At 44.2% G+C, this 17,499-nt stretch carries 12 protein-coding genes; 5 read left to right on the forward strand and 7 right to left on the reverse strand.

Annotated elements, in window-relative coordinates; all coding sequences use genetic code 11:
• Positions 1-14: 14 nt before the first annotated feature.
• Both BSR11_RS07385 and BSR11_RS07390 read right to left on the reverse strand, forming a co-directional pair.
• Positions 15-410, reverse strand: a complete 396-nt coding sequence (locus BSR11_RS07385) for a YbaN family protein (RefSeq protein WP_072669788.1) — start codon at positions 408-410, stop codon at positions 15-17.
• A 44-nt stretch (positions 411-454) separates the two neighbouring features.
• Positions 455-1,558, reverse strand: coding sequence for a response regulator (locus BSR11_RS07390; RefSeq protein WP_072669789.1), 1,104 nt, complete (start codon positions 1,556-1,558; stop codon positions 455-457).
• Between the two features lie 459 nt (positions 1,559-2,017).
• On the opposite strand from BSR11_RS07390, the gene BSR11_RS07395 reads away from it, so the two are divergent.
• Positions 2,018-2,893 carry a LysR family transcriptional regulator gene (locus tag BSR11_RS07395; RefSeq protein WP_004394894.1) on the forward strand — a complete coding sequence of 292 codons (876 nt, stop codon included), beginning with the start codon at positions 2,018-2,020 and terminating at the stop codon, positions 2,891-2,893.
• 76 nt (positions 2,894-2,969) lie between these two features.
• Here BSR11_RS07395 and fadJ read toward each other — a convergent pair whose 3' ends face one another.
• Positions 2,970-5,096 carry a fatty acid oxidation complex subunit alpha FadJ gene (gene fadJ / locus BSR11_RS07400; RefSeq protein WP_072669790.1) on the reverse strand — a complete coding sequence of 709 codons (2,127 nt, stop codon included), beginning with the start codon at positions 5,094-5,096 and terminating at the stop codon, positions 2,970-2,972.
• Positions 5,096-6,403, reverse strand: coding sequence for an acetyl-CoA C-acyltransferase FadI (fadI, locus tag BSR11_RS07405; protein WP_072669791.1), 1,308 nt, complete (start codon positions 6,401-6,403; stop codon positions 5,096-5,098). The genes fadJ and fadI overlap by 1 nt, the downstream gene beginning before the upstream one ends.
• 623 nt (positions 6,404-7,026) lie before the next feature.
• On the opposite strand from fadI, the gene BSR11_RS07410 reads away from it, so the two are divergent.
• The 3 genes from BSR11_RS07410 to cobO all read left to right on the forward strand — a co-directional run bounded on the left by BSR11_RS07410 (position 7,027) and on the right by cobO (position 10,858).
• On the forward strand, positions 7,027-8,283 hold the full coding sequence (locus BSR11_RS07410) for an outer membrane protein transport protein (protein ID WP_072669792.1): 1,257 nt from the start codon (positions 7,027-7,029) through the stop codon (positions 8,281-8,283).
• 298 nt (positions 8,284-8,581) lie between these two features.
• On the forward strand, positions 8,582-9,880 hold the full coding sequence (locus BSR11_RS07415) for an outer membrane protein transport protein (protein WP_072669793.1): 1,299 nt from the start codon (positions 8,582-8,584) through the stop codon (positions 9,878-9,880).
• Positions 9,881-10,252: 372 nt separating this feature from the next.
• Complete coding sequence (gene cobO, locus BSR11_RS07420) at positions 10,253-10,858, forward strand: cob(I)yrinic acid a,c-diamide adenosyltransferase (protein ID WP_004394889.1); 606 nt, start codon at positions 10,253-10,255, stop codon at positions 10,856-10,858.
• Between the two features lie 80 nt (positions 10,859-10,938).
• Here cobO and BSR11_RS07425 read toward each other — a convergent pair whose 3' ends face one another.
• The 3 genes from BSR11_RS07425 to apbC form a co-directional block, all read right to left on the reverse strand.
• Positions 10,939-13,038, reverse strand: a complete 2,100-nt coding sequence (locus tag BSR11_RS07425) for an AsmA family protein (RefSeq protein ID WP_072669794.1) — start codon at positions 13,036-13,038, stop codon at positions 10,939-10,941.
• An 89-nt stretch (positions 13,039-13,127) separates the two neighbouring features.
• Positions 13,128-13,769 carry a uridine kinase gene (udk, locus tag BSR11_RS07430; RefSeq protein ID WP_072669795.1) on the reverse strand — a complete coding sequence of 214 codons (642 nt, stop codon included), beginning with the start codon at positions 13,767-13,769 and terminating at the stop codon, positions 13,128-13,130.
• A 253-nt stretch (positions 13,770-14,022) separates the two neighbouring features.
• On the reverse strand, positions 14,023-15,099 hold the full coding sequence (apbC, locus tag BSR11_RS07435; protein ID WP_072669796.1) for an iron-sulfur cluster carrier protein ApbC: 1,077 nt from the start codon (positions 15,097-15,099) through the stop codon (positions 14,023-14,025).
• Between the two features lie 158 nt (positions 15,100-15,257).
• Between apbC and metG the strand changes: the two genes are divergently transcribed.
• A complete protein-coding gene (gene metG, locus BSR11_RS07440; RefSeq protein WP_072669797.1) occupies positions 15,258-17,324 on the forward strand; it encodes a methionine--tRNA ligase in 2,067 nt (688 codons plus the stop codon).
• The last annotated feature ends 175 nt before the right edge of the window (positions 17,325-17,499 follow it).

Here is a 17,499-nt window from a genome sequence, read left to right on the forward strand (position 1 = left end):
ACTTCCCCATAATGCTAGTGATTTTCTTGTTGGTTAGCAACCAACTCATACGTTGGTAAACGAAGAAACCAACTGAGTAGTATCACTAACAGCCCCAAGAGCATTATTTTTAACCACATCAAGGGAACGATAGAAATAGACAAAGCAAAACTTGCGACCATACACAGGGCGCCTCGCCATTTTACTCGCTTAGAAACGGCGCGGTTCTGTTGCCAATTAAGTAAAATTGGCCCTAGTGTAGCATGCCGATGTAACCATGAGTGAAACCTCGGACTACTACGCGCAAAACAAGCACTGGCCAACAACAGAAATGGCGTCGTTGGTAACAGGGGCAATACCACACCTAGAAGGCCAAGTGCTACGCTAAGACCACCAACAACATTGAGTAAAACATGACGAATATTGATGATGGGCCTCGCTGAACATTGAGTGAATATACCATCGGTAAAAGCGGTTAACTCTTATTACCTTGATAAATATCTAATGTAAAACTACTGGAACCAAGGCAACTGATCGATACTTGGCAAGCACTTTGGATTGGTAAGTCTTTGGTAATGAAGTTCTTTAAGCAATTATCCCCTAATTTTACGCCGGGAGCAATTGACTGAGAGAGGTAACCATTAGACCAATGGCATCCTAAACCTGCGGGTAAAATAGACAAGGTCTTATCGGTTAAATCAGCAATACCAAACAAAGCACAAACGGGTACCCCACCGTCAGAACACTCGATACCTCGCTCAAAAATTTCGGCCAGATCTTTTAAATCAGCGCTAAAACTACGCAAGTTACGCAAATAGTCATTAAATAAGGCACGGATCAATAACGTACTCGCGACACCTAACTGCTGATCGCTCGACGAATCAACGATATAAAATGCAAACTGCCCATTGATTAACCAAGCGTAATCAAAGACTAATGGCATGGCTTCTGTCGACTGTAACAATCGATAGCTGCACTTCCAAGCACCTTGTGAAGTATCATTATCAGGTAAGAGTGCTTGTAATAGCTCTCTCGCCGTATTGGGGTTTTCTCGTAAATGCTCAAGATGCCAATGCAATTCCTGCTCTTCAGGAAGCTCACCACCCCCATCAACTCGAAACCACTGACTCGAAAAATCACGTTGATCATTAAGGTGATGCATCGCATCTTCTAATGTATTTTCAATCGCACAACTTAGATTTTCATGATTACCAATCGGTTTGGGTAAAAAGTCTTTGATTCCATAGCGAAGTACCTTAGCAACATCCGACATTTCTCCCGTGGCTGACACGACAATCATAGGCAACGACGGATACTCCAAACTCACTTCTTCAACAAACTCAATACCATTGAGTACCGGCATAGAGAGATCACAAAGTAATAGGTCTGGCTCGTTTGAACGTAGTTTTTTCAAGCCATCTAAACCATCTTTAGCTTCAACGACTTTATATCCTTTGGCAGCCAAATAACCACTGGTGACTCGCCTGAAGATAGGATCATCATCAACCAGCATGATCAGCTTCTCTTGGCCAGCATTATCAGCAGATAGATCCCTAGCTTTAATATAATCTTTATACATAGCACCTACTCCACTATGTGCCCACGATTCGTATGATTAGCTCATCAATCTCTATCCATGCTCAGGCTATCTAGCACTCATTTAAGCCATCTGATTGATTAGCCAGAATTCACCGACGTTACCTGATTTCTCTTCTATCAAACCCTACGAATAACATCGTGTACTTGCTCATTAAAAATAGTCTTTAAACGACATTTATACAAATATTCCACTTTTTATCTGCATCACATACTATATGTATGATTTACGAGATTTTACTGGTAAAAATAACCAGCCAGATACCATGCATAAATACGATAATTTACAAAATTAGTTACCATAACGCTAATCAATCTATCATTAAGCAGGCGAAAAAATAGAGCGACCCGACAAATCGTTCTACAAGTTGATATGACTCAAGCCTTACTGGCTGATATCCGTATAAATTAACCAAAACGGTAAAATAATGTGTCAGGAACAATGAAATTAGATGACTTAAACCTTTTTCGACTGGTTGTTGAACACGGCAGCTATACCGCGACCTCCCGTAAAACCATGATACCGGTTGCGACGATTACCCGACGCATTCAAGCTTTGGAAGATTCTTTAAACCTAAGATTGCTCAATCGGCACGCTCGAAAGCTGACTTTAACTGAGGCTGGTGAGCGTTTTTTCAGAGATTGTTCACCGTTACTGCAGCGTTTAGCCAGCATGGCAGAAGCGATCACCGATGAATGCCGGGGGGCATCAGGAACGATTCGACTTTCCGCACCAGAGAACTTAACCAAGCGGATGATGATGCCAATGTTTAATGCCTTTATGCATCAGTATCCAGATATTAATCTTGAATTAACGACCAGTAACCATGCCGTGCAGCTCGACCCTACCGAATGGGATGTTATTTTCCGAGTCGGGCCACAACGTGATTCCAGTTTAATCGCCAGAAAGATCAGTGAAGTTAAAGATATTTTAGTCGCCAGCCCTCTCTATCTAGCTAAACATCCCACTCCCACTCACGCTGAGCAACTCAGTCAATATTCATTACTCAAGGGGGATCCATTACTCAAATGGCAATTATGTAATGATAAAGGGGAAACGTGCATCAATAACGATGTGGGAAGATTTCAAGCCAGTACCCTCAATGTGGTGCGTAGCGCTTGTTCGGATGGATTAGGCATTACTTTAATGCCTGATGTGATGTTAAAAGAATTTCTTGCGGACGGTAGTTTGGTACGTGTGTTACCTGATTGGAGTGCGAATCCACGAGATATTTATATGCTGTACAACCATAAAGACCATCTACCAGAAAAGGTCCGTTTGTTTATTGATTTTGTGATTGCTTATCACATCCACTGATCGATGGTTAGAAAAATAAAGAGGAGAGGGGCGATTGACCACTCTCCTCTTTTTTCAGTTGTTAATCGAGCATCGCTTATGAGTAGAAACGCTCACCTACACTCGCTCGAGTGATTAACGCATCACACGGTGCGAAATGGTCGCCATATTTTTGAGCGTGTTGCTTCATCTGCTCAATCAGTTTATCCAAACCAATTTGATCCATATAGCGGAAAGGGCCACCAAGGAAAGGAGGAAAACCAATCCCAAAAATCGCCCCAATATCGCCGTCACGTGGAGAGTGGATGATCCCCTCATCCAAACAACGAACGGCCTCATTAAGCATGGGTAACACACAACGCATGGCTATCTCTTGCTCATCCCACTTTGATTCTGGAGTTAGATTCAACAATTTGTAAACTGACTTATCGACCTCTTTTTTCTTACTGCCTTTTTTGTAACTGTAGAAGCCTTTACCTGTTTTTCGTCCTTTACGATTATCGTTTAATAAAACCTCAAATACGTCCGGTCCCTTAAAACGCGGTCCAAGCTCATTGACCAAAATAGGCATAATCTTTGAGCCAACATCGATCCCTACTTCATCCAATAACGTAATTGGCCCAACGGGGAAACCAAAGTTCAGTAACGCTTTATCGATTTTTTCTATCGTTTCGCCAGCCATCAGTACATTAGCCGCTTCATTCATATAAGGTGCTAGAATACGGTTAACATAAAAACCAGCGCGATCTTTGACTACGATCGGGGTTTTACCCTGTTTTTTCGCTAACGCCACGACGGTCGCTATCGTTTCAGGTGACGTCGTACTATGTGGGATCACTTCCACTAATGGCATCTTCTCAACCGGACTAAAATAATGTAGACCAACGATGTTTTCTGGCCGAGTGGCCTTTTCGGCAATCTGCGCAATCGGTAATGACGAAGTATTAGTTGCAAAAATGGTACTGGGTTGAGCGTGTTGCTCGACATCCGCTACCATCTGCTGCTTGAGCGCCAAATCTTCAAAAACCGCCTCGATCACCACGTCTGTTTGTTGAAAACCTCTAAAGTCAGTGCCACCAGCAAGCTGCATCATACTGTTTTGCAGTTGTGCTTTACTGATGATTTTGCGTTTACGCTGCTTTTCAAATAAACCATAGTTATAACTTAAAGCATTAAGAATGCCGTCGTTAGATACGTCTTTTATTCTCACTGGCAGTTTTGCTTTAGCCACGCTAACGTGACTGATCCCCGCGCCCATTAAGCCGCCACCTAACACACTAACGTGTTTAACAGGCTTAGGTTCAGCATCACTACCGTGTTCTTTTTTCATTTCCGTGGTAGCAAAAAATATCGAACGTAATGCTTTAGATTCATTGGTCATCACCAACTCACCAAAGCGCTTCGCTTCTTGCTCCAAACCTGCTTTCAATCCTTTATTCAGCCCATGCTCAATGACTTCTAAAATGGCCTTAGCAGCAGGATAATTACCGCGCGTTTTCTGTTCGGTTTTCTTGCTCGCTTGGTCAAAAATAATTTTGCGACCAAGGCCCGTATTGGCAAGCAGTTTTTCTTTTAAAGATGGTTTAGCGTGGCGACGTTTCTTACTATTGTCACCGACAAAACGTAACGCCACCTCTAATAAGACACTCTGAGGAACGCAAGCATCAACAACGCCTAGTTTATAAGCCTTTTTAGCGCGCAGTTGTTTACCAGTCAAAATTAAATCTAACGAAGGAAGTAGACCTATCAAACGAGGTAAACGCTGCGTGCCTCCCGATCCGGGCAGTAAACCTAACATCACCTCAGGTAAACCTAAACGTGTTTTATCATCATCCGTACACACACGATAATCACACGCCAGTGCCAGCTCTAATCCGCCGCCTAAGCAAGGCCCATGAATCGCAGCCACAACAGGGAATGGTAAATCTTCTAGCTGTTGGAACATCTGCTGCCCACGTGTGGCTAAAGCCTGTGCTTCTTGAGCAGAGGTACAGGCATCCAACATTCGAACATCCGCGCCGGCAATAAAGTTATCCGGCTTTAACGAATGGATCACTAGGCCTTTAAGCTGTTTTTTCTGCTCATTAAGCTGGTTAAATACCGCTAACATCTCATCGGCAAATGCGGCCTGAAGAGTGTTCATTTTTTCACCGGGAACATCAATCGCGAGCCAAGCAATATGCTGCTCATCAATCGTCAAGTGAAATGCTTTTGCCTCGCTCATTATTCAACCTCCAAAATCATTGCCGCACCTAAGCCACCAGCGGCACAAGCGGTATTCAATGCTAGCCCACCACCACGACGTTGTAATTCACGCAAGGTTTGCGTGATCATTCGCGCTCCCGTCGCCGCAAAAGGGTGACCATAAGCAATCGAACCACCAAGCACATTGAATTTATCCATATCAATTTCACCAATCGCTTTACTGCGGCCCAAGTATTGCTGAGCAAAACTATCGCTAGCGAACATTTTCACATTGGCTAAGGTCTGCGCCGCAAACGCTTCGTGCATATCGATTAATGTTAAATCTTTCAGCTCGATCCCGGCTCGCTCTAGCGCTAATGGCGTCGCGAAAGAAGGCCCCATCAACATATCTTTTTCAACGCCTATCGCCGAAAAAGCATAAGAACGAATGTAGCCAAGAATATCTAAACCCAACTCTTTAGCTCGCCCTTCGCGCATCAACAGAATAGCTGCCGCACCATCAGTGAGCGGCGTACTGTTAGCCGCAGTCACACTGCCATATTGGCGATCAAACGCAGGACGCAGCTTAGCGTAACCCTCTAAAGTAGAATCAAAACGCACATTATTGTCTTTATCGAGCCACTTCTTATACGGCTCAGGGAAAGCGGTCATCACCTCACCGGCTATCTTGCCTTCATTCCATGCTTGGGCAGCCAAGGTATGAGAACGATGCGCTAAGGCATCTTGATCAGCGCGTGAGATACCGTGCGACTTCGCCATTTGTTCGGCAGTCTGTCCCATCGATAACCCTGTAGAATATTCGGCAACGGCAGGCGGAACTGGCATTAAGTCTTTAACTGATAATGACTTTAATACGTTGAATTTTTGACTGAGTGTTTTCGTTTTACTGAGCGCTAATAAGCTCGCTGCCAGTTTTTTAGAGACACCAATCGGTAAAACAGAAGAGGAATCCGCGCCACCAGCGATACCAATATCAATAGTACCAGCCATAATGCTTTCAGCGACGTTAACCGCGGATTGAAAACTGGTTGCACAGGCACGAGTCACACTGTAAGCGTCCGTATGAATATTCATCCCCGTACCGAGTACAATTTCCCGAGCGATATTGGGGGCTTCTGGCATTTGCACGACCTGACCAAAAACCAATTGCTCGATGAGCTTTGGATCGATCTCTGTTCGTGTGAGCAGTTCATTGACCACCATTTTACCTAAATCTATCGCGGGTACTTGTGCAAACTCCGTACTTTGACGTGCAAAAGGGGTACGAATACCTGCAACAATAGCGACACGCTCTCCTGAGCGTGTTCTGACTTCCTGCTTGCCCATTATTTCTCCTTAGAATAAGAGGTCTGACCTGGAAATCATTGTAATCAAATTGTTACATCAATCAAACAACTGTTTAAATAAACGTGATTGCGGCAGCGAAAGCAGGCAAAAAAAAAAACCACACAAAACTGTGTGGTTGGAATGTAATACAAAACAATTAACCTAAGCCAATTGAAATAATCAGTTTCCTGATTAGGAGAAAGTAAAGTCAGCCTTCAAAAGGAAGTGTCATCTTGCTCAACATGTTAGCCACTAGAGCTAACGAGATGACAAGAGGTAATATAGCGACTTAAACAAAGCATAGTTTGCATTAGATCAAGTTTATGCGGGTTTAAACCACCAATACCTGCGAAAAATTGTCCTAGATCAATCTTATCTGATATCCACCCGATTCTCGGCTGGTAACAACGGTCAGAAAAGCGCCTCTTTAATAGAGCCAAGACTCTATTTTTAACTTTTTGGTTACATTTTAATGCCAATTTGCTAGCAATTTTAAAGATTTAATAGCGTCTTAGACAATGGTCGGATTTCTATCTCCTATACTTGCGACTAGTATCAGCCAGCCACTGAGCTTTTGCTCAACACAACGCCCATTAGAGGCGATATAACAAGGAAAAAGCACCATGAACAAGACGCGTCTGTTTAAAAAGTCACTACTTGCTGTGACCATCTCTCTTGCTACTCAACAAGCTATGGCGGCGGGCTTTCAGCTCAACGCCCAATCGGCAACGGGCCTTGGCCGTGCGTTTGCCGGTGATGCCGTGATTGCCGATAACGCCGCCGTGATGTCACGTAACCCTGCCGCGATGGCTCTCTTTGATAAAATGGAGCTCTCACTCGGTTTTGAAGCCATCATGACTGACATTAAAGTTAAAAATGCTACGTATAAATCACTACCAGGAACAGGATTAGAGCAATCTAGTAGTGCTAATTATGATGATGCAGGCGGAACTTCTATTGCCCCTAACATCCATTTGATTGTCCCAGTCAACGAGCAATTCGCTTGGGGGGTAAACGCCTACTCTAACTTTGGTACTCGTACCGATTTTGGCTCCAACTACGCTGGTGGTGAATATGGCGGTGAAACAGAAATTCTCAGTGCAAACTTTGGGGTATCAGGTTCTTACCGTATCAACGATCAATGGAGTGTCGGTGCGGGGCTGGATCTGATTTATGGTCAAGGTACATTGAAACGCTCACTAAGCAGTGCCCTTGGTGGAAACAAGGTTTTAGACATCGACAAAGCTGATGGTTTTGGGGTTGGCTTTAATATCGGTACCGTTTATGAATTGGATGAGAATAACCGCTTTGGTCTTTCTTATCGTTATAGTCCAACCATTACCGCTAAAGATGGCGATAAAGAAGTCAAATTACCACTCCCAGATATGGCCGAGTTTTCTGGTTACCACCGTATAGACAATACCGCCTTTGCAATTCACTATAGTGTGCAATACATTGGTTGGAGTGCTTTTGATAAACTAGAATTTAATAATCGAGCACCTAAAGCCTACGAATGGCAAGATGGTTGGCACTACTCTATTGGCGGTACTTACTTCTTAAACCGCGACTGGACACTGCGTGCTGGCTATATGTACGACACTAGCGCGCAAGATAAAATCACCTCAATTTCAGTACCGGATTCCGATCGTCAATGGTTATCAGCGGGCTTTACTTACCAGATTGATGACAAATCTAATTTCGACTTTGGTTTTACTTATTTGATGGGTAAAGATGTAAAAGTCAATGAAAAAACAGAAAATCCAAACTTCGGAAACCCTAATGCTGGCGCAATGGCAGGTGTTGAGTATTTATCCTCCATTTCTGGTACCACCAAAGCGGATGCAATCTTAGTCGGCTTACAATACAGCCGTAGTTTCTAAGTTTGGTTTAATTCAAATACGTATCTTAATGGGCTGAATCATCAGCCCTTTTTTATTTATTCACCTCACAGGCACTCTTTTAAGCTTACAACTGTGCTTAAAAGGGGCAATTACATCCTACATCTGTTCGCTGAACTTTTACCTCACCAGAACACCAGCTAGATTAATAGGAAAGTTAATAATATAAAAACGATATAAAACTCTAAATATTGATAATTTATTGTTTTTATTTGTTAAGGCAACTCGCTCTCTTTACACTTTTCGCCACTATTGACTAACCATTTCAGCGAACATAACCATGAACAATAATCAAAAAACGTTATCGATAGCCGTTGCGTTCGGCTTGATGGGACTACCAACCTACGCTCAAGCTGCAGGGTTTCAACTAGCTGAATACTCAGCAACAGGCCTTGGTCGAGCGTACGCGGGTGAAGCCGCCATGGCAGATAACGCAGGATCTCAATGGCGTAACCCTGCAATGTTAACCTACCTGCCCGGCACGCAATTTTCTGCCGGGGCGATTTACGTTAACCCTAACATTGATGTCAATGGCACAGTAACCCACCCAAATCTTGGACAAACCACCGCGACAGCAAAAGACTTCGCCCATGACGCTATCGTGCCGAATGCTTATTTCTCTCATCAATTGAATGAACGAACCTTTTTAGGTTTAGCTATCGGCACCAATTATGGCATGGAAACCGAGCTACCTAACTTTGCTGCCAGCCACTTTGGCGATCAGGCGAAAATCATCACCGCCGAAGCGAACGTTAACCTCGGCTATCAACTGACCGATACAATCAGTGTCGGGGCTGGTGTACGCTATGTGATCGGTGAAGGTCATTTTGGGGCCAGTGTGCCGGAAAAAAATATCGTTGGAATGGATGGAACAAATCCAATAAAGGCACCTCAAGGAACTATTTTAAAATATATGGAAGGGGACAATACCAGTTGGGGCTGGCAGGCTGGTACCGCTTGGCAAATCAACCCAAATCATCGAGTGGCTTTTACCTATAAATCACAAGTCGTGATGGACTTTGATGGTCATGCTGAAGGTCTGCCATATGGGAAACATAAACCGGGGCAACTCGCTGTAACTTTACCAGCAACGGCAGAGCTAGCCAGCTTTCACCAATTAACCGAACAATGGGTATTGCACAGTAGTATTAACTGGACGGATTGGAGCAGCTTTGATCAATTGGTGGCTAACTTTCATGATGGCACTCCTAATGACTTGATTAAGTTAGAAAACTGGAAAGATAACTACCGTTTTGCATTAGGGACCAGCTACGCTTGGGATCAAGATTTGACCCTACGTGCAGGTATTGCCTACGACTTATCCGCGGTAAGTACAAAATATCGTACAGCGACCATTCCAGAAACCGATCGTACTTGGTTAAGTATTGGTGCGGGCTATCGAGCCACGAAACAACTGACCCTTGATGCTGGTTTTACCTATATTTTTGCTAAAAAAGCTTCGCTGTATGAGCCTCGTGATGGTTCAGATAACCAAGCCGCAGCGATTGGTGGCGCGTTTGCTGGAGAAGTGACTGGACACGTATGGTTAGTCGGTGTGCAAGCCAGCTACACTTTCTAAACATCAACCAGGTTGAAGAAACCTTCCTCTAACAACACGGTAGTAACACAAAGAAGAAGACTGAGGCAAATACCTCAGTCTTTGATTGGCAAGCAAAGGAGTTCATTGAATCGTTTTTGTTGTTACTTTTTTACCATAGTGCTCCGCAGCCCGTTCTGCCACTGATTTTAAAAAATCTTCTTAAACTCTATAATTCCTCAACTATTTATGAAAACGATGAATTTGTTAATTACAAAAGCATCTAGCGATTTCAAAATTCTTTGTATTAGCCACTATCACAGTAACGAACAGGATGAATGCTTTCGGTAGAAAGCGATAAAAGACTTACGCTATGATGTGGTTCATTATTTTTCTAAAAAAGAGCTCAACATAATGTCTAGTGAAAACATCAAGCAACAGCGTCATCAACAACGCCAACAAAAAGTAAAAGAACAAGTTGATGCGCGTATTGCCAATGCTCAGCAAGAAAAAGGCTTATTGCTGGTGATCACTGGCAATGGTAAAGGCAAAAGCACATCAGGCTTTGGCACCATTGCACGCGCCGTCGGCCACGGTAAACAGTGTGCTGTTGCACAATTTATCAAAGGCACGTGGGAAAATGGGGAACGTAATTTACTTGAAAAACTCGGTGTCGAGTTTCAAGTCATGGCGACAGGCTTTACCTGGGATACGCAAAATAAACAAACCGATACCGAAGCCGCTCAACAAGTATGGCAAGAGTGTCGACGCATGCTTAACGATGAATCCTTAGATGTCTTACTGTTTGACGAGCTGACCTATATGGTGAGCTATGGCTATCTTGATCTTGATGAAGTGGTTGAAGCGTTACAACAACGCCCCCCTATGCAATCCGTGATCATCACGGGACGTGGTGCTCATCGAACACTTATCGAACTCGCAGATACCGTCTCTGAAGTCAAAAACATCAAACATGCTTTTGATTCAGGCGTCAAAGCCCTAAAAGGCGTCGATTGGTAGTCGTGGATCGCCCAATAAAAAAGCTGGAGTTATCCAGCTTTTTTAGACATCAATGAGCCTTTAACTCAAGGTTACTACGCTTAGCGTCGCAATAACCCTCTCAAGGCCTCCACCGCTTGTTTCGCTTCTTCACCTTTCACTTTATCACCGAGCTTCTCAATACCGCGGTCAATCTCCTGTTGCGCTCTTTGCTTAAGCAGATCATCAAACACTAATCGGTATCTCGGTTCAGTCCATTGGCCAGAAATATGAATCGGGATAGTCACGTCTCGCAACTCGTCGATATCTTTACCACCTTGCCCTTTCAGCGTCCCAACAATGGATGTGCGAACCACAAAATCAACCGTTTCGTTTAAGTAATTGGCTTTACCTTGACCACGAATTCGTAATAACGGCGATTGCATCGCTAAATTATTGGTCGACACTTCACCCTTATTCAGTTGCAGCGTCGCCGTCAGCGCACTAAAGTCAGTTTGCTTCACTGCCTCAGATTCGTCTAACGTTTGCCCTCTCAAACGCGCATGATTGGTGCGAATTAACTGAGCGATATTAATGCCATTGACAGCACCATCAGCGAAGTTAATTGTGACCGTTCCCTGCAAGTTTTTCTGAATACCGCTTGTGGTTAGGCTACGACCTTGTACATCTACCGTAATGTTACCCGTTCCCTGTAGTAAGTCATTGTCCGCCACATCAATCAACAATGGCTGAACTTGAACGCCTGTAATGGTTTTCTTAACATGATAGGTTGCTGGTGTTTTTCGTGCATCAACCTTGGCGCTCGCTTGGATCTTACCCTGATAAAGCTCAGCCGTTAGCGTATTAAGATCGATCACACCTCGGTTAACAGCAAAACGAGTATGTACACGCTCAAGCTTGGCATTGCCTGCTTTAAACCGATCAATGGTTATTTCTCCAACCACATCTAAGTCTTGTAAAGCCGATAAATCTGGTTCAACCTCTACCGGTGGCGAAGTGGGTGCATTCACCGATGGCTGGGCAGCAGAGTTTGACGCCGCTTGATCGAGCCCTAAAAATTCATCGAGATCAATCACAGGGCTATGCAATTGAAAACGGATTTTAGGTATATCCGCCAAATGAATGTTCGCTTGTCCAGATAACGCTATTGCGTTGGCCATCAACCTATCTAACACTACATCCAGCGTACTGTTGGTCACATCAAACACGATACGAGACGCCATTTCTACCTGCAGCGGTGATTGTGGTAAAGCCGCACCTTGTAATGTCGAATTCAGAAGTAACTTATCCAACGAAACGGTACTGATCGCCGCATCAACCTGCAACTGCGCTTGGCCGCTAACGTCAAATGCCATGTCGGCTGCGTTACCTTTCACAGCAAAAGTCATCGCATTGTCTTGATCAAATTCAAAAGTCGCGAGCTTAAGTTGTAAAGCGTCTATCTGTACTGATGGGTCTTCGAACGTACTATTAAGCGTAATATTGCGTAGAGCATACTGTTTAAAGTCTGCAGAAAGTTTTATCTCCGCTTTCCCGCGTACACTAAACCGTTGTTGGTTCGCACTTCCTTTGGCCGAAAAATCCACGCTGGTCCAACGATCGGCGGCAAATTCTGACACCGTAAGATCAACGTCATATAAGGTACTGTGTGTGCCCGTTTGCTGATCAAGTATTTCTAATCGTGCCTGACTAACAGTCACGCCAGCAAGGCTCAAAGTCCAAGCTTGATCGGCGGTTGTCTCTTCTGGCTGGCTAGATGCTGAGTCGGTCAACACCTCCTCCACCTGTGTGGATGGTTTTTGGTTTTGTGCTTGAGTCAAGCTATCTAAGTTAGAACGACCATCCGACAACGTTTCTAGATAAAATTCGGCTCCTTCAAGGCGAACATTACCAATATGCAGTTGATGACGAAAAAGTGGCATGACCGCGATATCAATCCCAACACGATCGACCTTAAATAGGTTATTTTGAGTAAATCCGTCAGGATTTCTTAACTCGGTTTTACCAAGTTCGAAACCAATCGCTGGAAAGAACTGCCAGCTGATATCGCCTTCAATGACTAACTCAAGGCCCGTTTGTTGTCGGGTTTGCTCAATGATCAGAGGTTTAAATTGATTCGGATTGACGAAAACCACTAACGCGACCACTGCCGCGATAACCATCACCAGCAGCGCCGCAATGAATAGGGACAGTTTTTTCATCTGCTTTTTCCTTGCTTGACGAAAATAAAAAAAGTGGCATCTAAGGTGCCACTTTAATCGGAAAAGATAAAGTCAACGATCAGTAAATTTTATGATTTAAGTAATTTTGCGATATGGGCTTTCAAGACATCAATCGCAATGCGGTTTTTACCACCACGTGGAACAATAATATCGGCGTACTGTTTAGACGGTTCAATAAACTGCATAAACATCGGGCGAACGGTTTTTTGATACTGTTTCAATACCGATTCCATAGTACGTCCACGCTCTTCGACATCACGCTTGACTCGACGTAATAAACAGATATCAAGCGGTGTATCCATAAAAATGGTCGCATGCATTAAATCACGCAGACGAGGATCGGTCAGGAGTAAAATCCCCTCCAAAATGATCACTTTTTTCGGTGTCATGGTACTGGTATTAGCCGTACGCGTATGCTCACTGTAACTGTATTCAGGAACTTCAACCGCTTCGCCGCGGACTAAAGCTTGCAGATGATCGCAGAGTAGATCGTGATCCAGGGCATTAGGATGGTCATAATTGGTTTTGACACGTTCGTCCATGCTCAGATGGCTTTGGTCTTTGTAATAGCAATCTTCCGTGATCACACCGATTTGATGGTCGCCTACTTTCGCGCGCAGTTCATTATAAATGGTACTGGCAATAAGGCTTTTCCCAGAAGCAGAAGCGCCAGCAATACCGACGATGACGCATTGATTATTATCAGACATGGTTCAGTGTACCCGATACGTGTATGTGAGGAGATAAGATAAACCGCCTGATTATAGGGAGTTCGTCGGTTAGATACCAGTTCACTCAACGGTAAATATCCGTATTTTCTGACAGTGAATAAAATTAACCCAAAGCAAACGATTACTTCTCTGAACAAAAATAAAGGCAGTGATATTGGTTGCTTAACATGTTGGCTGATTTAGCGGCGGTTCACTAACTAAGTCTTACCAGCCGCCAAGTTTAATTCTGCTTTTAGTCGACAAAAGTTAAATCGATGATTTGCGGTTTCGCTTTGCCTTGCCAATACAAGCTGGCACAAATCCGCTCGGCGAGCGCATAATATTGTTGACTATGTTCACTGTCAGGACGAGCAATCACTGTCGGTTTGCCAGCGTCAATATCTTCCCTGAGTGTGACATGCAACGGAATTTGCGCCAGCAATGATAAACCATATTCAGTGGCTAATGTTTGCGCACCACCAACACCAAAAATCGCTTCTTTTTCACCGCAATGACGACAAATGTGATAACTCATATTCTCAATTAATCCCACCACGGGCACGTCGACTTTAGCAAACATTGCCGTCCCTTTTCGTGCATCAGCCAAGGCGAGATCTTGTGGTGTGGTGACAATGACCGCGCCTGTCACCGGAATTTGCTGAGATAACGTTAATTGAATATCGCCGGTACCCGGAGGCATATCCACCACCAAATAGTCCAACTCAGGCCACTCAGTTTCATTAACAAGTTGGGCTAATGCTTTTGATGCCATTGGACCGCGCCAGATCGCTGCGTCCGCTTTATCGACTAAATAACCTATCGAATGGGTATAGATACCGTGCGCTTTCACTGGCTGCATCCATTTATTATCACGCACACTTGGCTTGGCATCTTGAGTGCCAAACATCATCGGCACCGAAGGGCCATAAATATCCGCATCCAATAAACCAACTTTGGCACCACTGCCCGCTATAGCGAGCGCCAAGTTAGCGGCTGTGGTTGATTTACCCACCCCACCTTTCGCCGACGTGACGGCAATAATATTTTTCACGCCTTTAACACCATGTGGAACTTTGGTGATCAAGGCCTTAGGAGTAACATTGACTGAATAATCAAAAGCGGCAACGGCTTTCGTTTGCTGCTGATTAGTTATCCAAGCTTGCAGCTCTTGGCGCAGAGCGTGAGCAGCAAATGGGATATGAATTGCAAATTGCCCAGATGCCGTTACTTGAACCACGCCCGGAGAATGCGCCCAATCACTAATTAAATTGGGGTGAGAAAACTGATTGAGCCAAGAACAAAAATCGTGTTTGGACGTAAATGTGAGCATAAGCCCTCCTTTTTTGTTCATGCTACCACTCAATCTGCCCACACTGAACCCCAAAAAAGTTAAGGCCTTATCATGACTCACGCCTTGGCGTGAGTAGCTTCATCAGGTAGTATTGAAGGCTATTTTCAATACCTATCAAACATAGCGAATAATTAAGTATGGCAACTGAACCAAGAAACGTTTCTCCAAGGAAACTGCTGGTAACTTGTGCCCTTCCGTACGCTAACGGTTCCATCCACTTAGGTCATATGCTTGAGCATATCCAAGCGGATATTTGGGTGCGCTACCAACGCCTACGCGGCAATATTGTAAATTTCATCTGTGCTGACGACGCTCATGGCACACCAATCATGCTTAAAGCGCAGCAGATGGGTATTACGCCTGAAGAAATGATTGCCGCGGTTAGCGAAGAACATCAGCAAGATTTCGCCGGGTTTGATATTAGTTTTGATAACTATCACAGCACCCACAGTGAAGAAAACCGTGAGTTGGCTTCGCATATTTATCTTGAACTGAAAAAAAATGGCTTTATTTCTAGCCGCACCATTTCTCAGTTATTCGATCCTGAAAAACAGATGTTCTTACCGGATCGCTTCGTCAAAGGCACCTGCCCAAAATGTAAGTCAGAAGATCAATATGGCGACAACTGCGATGCTTGCGGCGAAACTTACAGCCCGACGGAACTGATCAATCCTAAATCTGCGGTCTCAGGTGCAACCCCTGTGATGAAAGATTCTGAGCACTTCTTTTTTGACTTACCACAGTTTGAAAGCATGCTTAAAGAATGGACTCGTTCTGGCTCGCTGCAAACCGAAACCGCCAATAAAATGCAAGAGTGGTTTGAAGGTGGCTTGCAGCAATGGGATATATCCCGAGATGCCCCTTACTTTGGCTTTGAAATCCCCGGTGAAACCAACAAATTCTTTTATGTGTGGCTCGATGCGCCGATTGGTTACATGGGATCATTCAAAAATCTTTGCAGCAAGCGCAATGATTTAGACTTTGATGAATACTGGCGTAAAGACAGTCAAACCGAGCTTTATCACTTTATCGGCAAAGACATTGTTTACTTCCATAGCCTATTTTGGCCAGCGATGCTTGAAGGCAGTGGTTTCCGTAAACCAACCAATGTTTTTGTGCATGGCTATGTCACGGTTAATGGCGCGAAAATGTCGAAATCAAAAGGGACGTTTGTCAAAGCGAGTACTTACTTAAAACATTTAGACCCTGAGTGCTTACGTTACTACTATGCGGCAAAACTGAACAACCGTATTGATGATCTCGATCTAAACCTTGAAGACTTCACACAGCGCGTCAATGCTGATGTGGTCAACAAGATTGTTAACCTAGCTTCACGGAATGCTGGCTTTATCAGTAAACGTTTTGATAATCAGTTATCGGCAACCTTTGCAGAGCCTGAATTGTACGCCGAATTTGCCGCGGCCGCTGAACGTATTGCTGACCTTTACGAAACTCGTGAATTTGGTCGCGCAATTCGTGAGATCACCGCACTAGCAGATAAAGCTAACCAATATGTGGATGAAAAAGCGCCTTGGGTTGTCGCCAAGCAAGAAGGCCAAGACCAAGCGCTGCAAGATATTTGTACTGTCGGTATTAACCTATTCCGCGTATTAATGACTTACCTCAAGCCTGTAATGCCAGCGTTAGCTGAGCGGACGGAAGCGTTCTTAAATCAAGAACTAACTTGGGATGGTATTCAAACACCACTGACGGCTCATAGCATAACGCCATTTAAGGCGCTGTTTAATCGTATTGACCCTCAGCATGTTGAAGCGATGATTGAAACCTCAAAACAAGAAGCAGCACTGGAAAAAGCCGCGATAGAAAATGCTCAACCCGTTAGTCAAGCAACAGAGTTAAGCAAAGATCCCATCGCTGCAGAAATCGAATTTGACGATTTTGCTAAAGTTGATTTACGGATTGCCAAAATCCTCTCTTGTGAAGCGGTGCCAAAGGCCGATAAGTTACTAAAGTTCCAGTTGGATATTGGTGGTGAGACACGCCAAGTTTTCTCTGGAATAAAAGCCGCCTACTCGCCTGAAGAGCTGGTCGGTAAATACACCGTGATGGTGGCTAACCTAAAACCACGCAAGATGAAGTTTGGTATGTCAGAAGGCATGATCCTCGCGGCAGGCCCTGGCGGTGACCAGTTGTGGATTCTTGAGCCTCATGAAGGTGCACAAGCCGGCATGCGCGTCATGTAACCCCTTACTAACGTGATTGGTGATAGCCCTCTCAAATGAGAGGGCTTTTTTATTGCTCTTGTTCACACTTTTAGCGCAAATTGCACCCTTTTGGTGCACAAATACCAGCAAGAAAAATGTAACCAATTGATTTTTAATATATAAAAAACTGGCATTAAGCATGCAATATCCAACT

Origin of the sequence: Vibrio injensis (assembly GCF_001895205.1) — a bacterium.
Classification (GTDB): Bacteria; Pseudomonadota; Gammaproteobacteria; order Enterobacterales; family Vibrionaceae; genus Vibrio; species Vibrio injensis.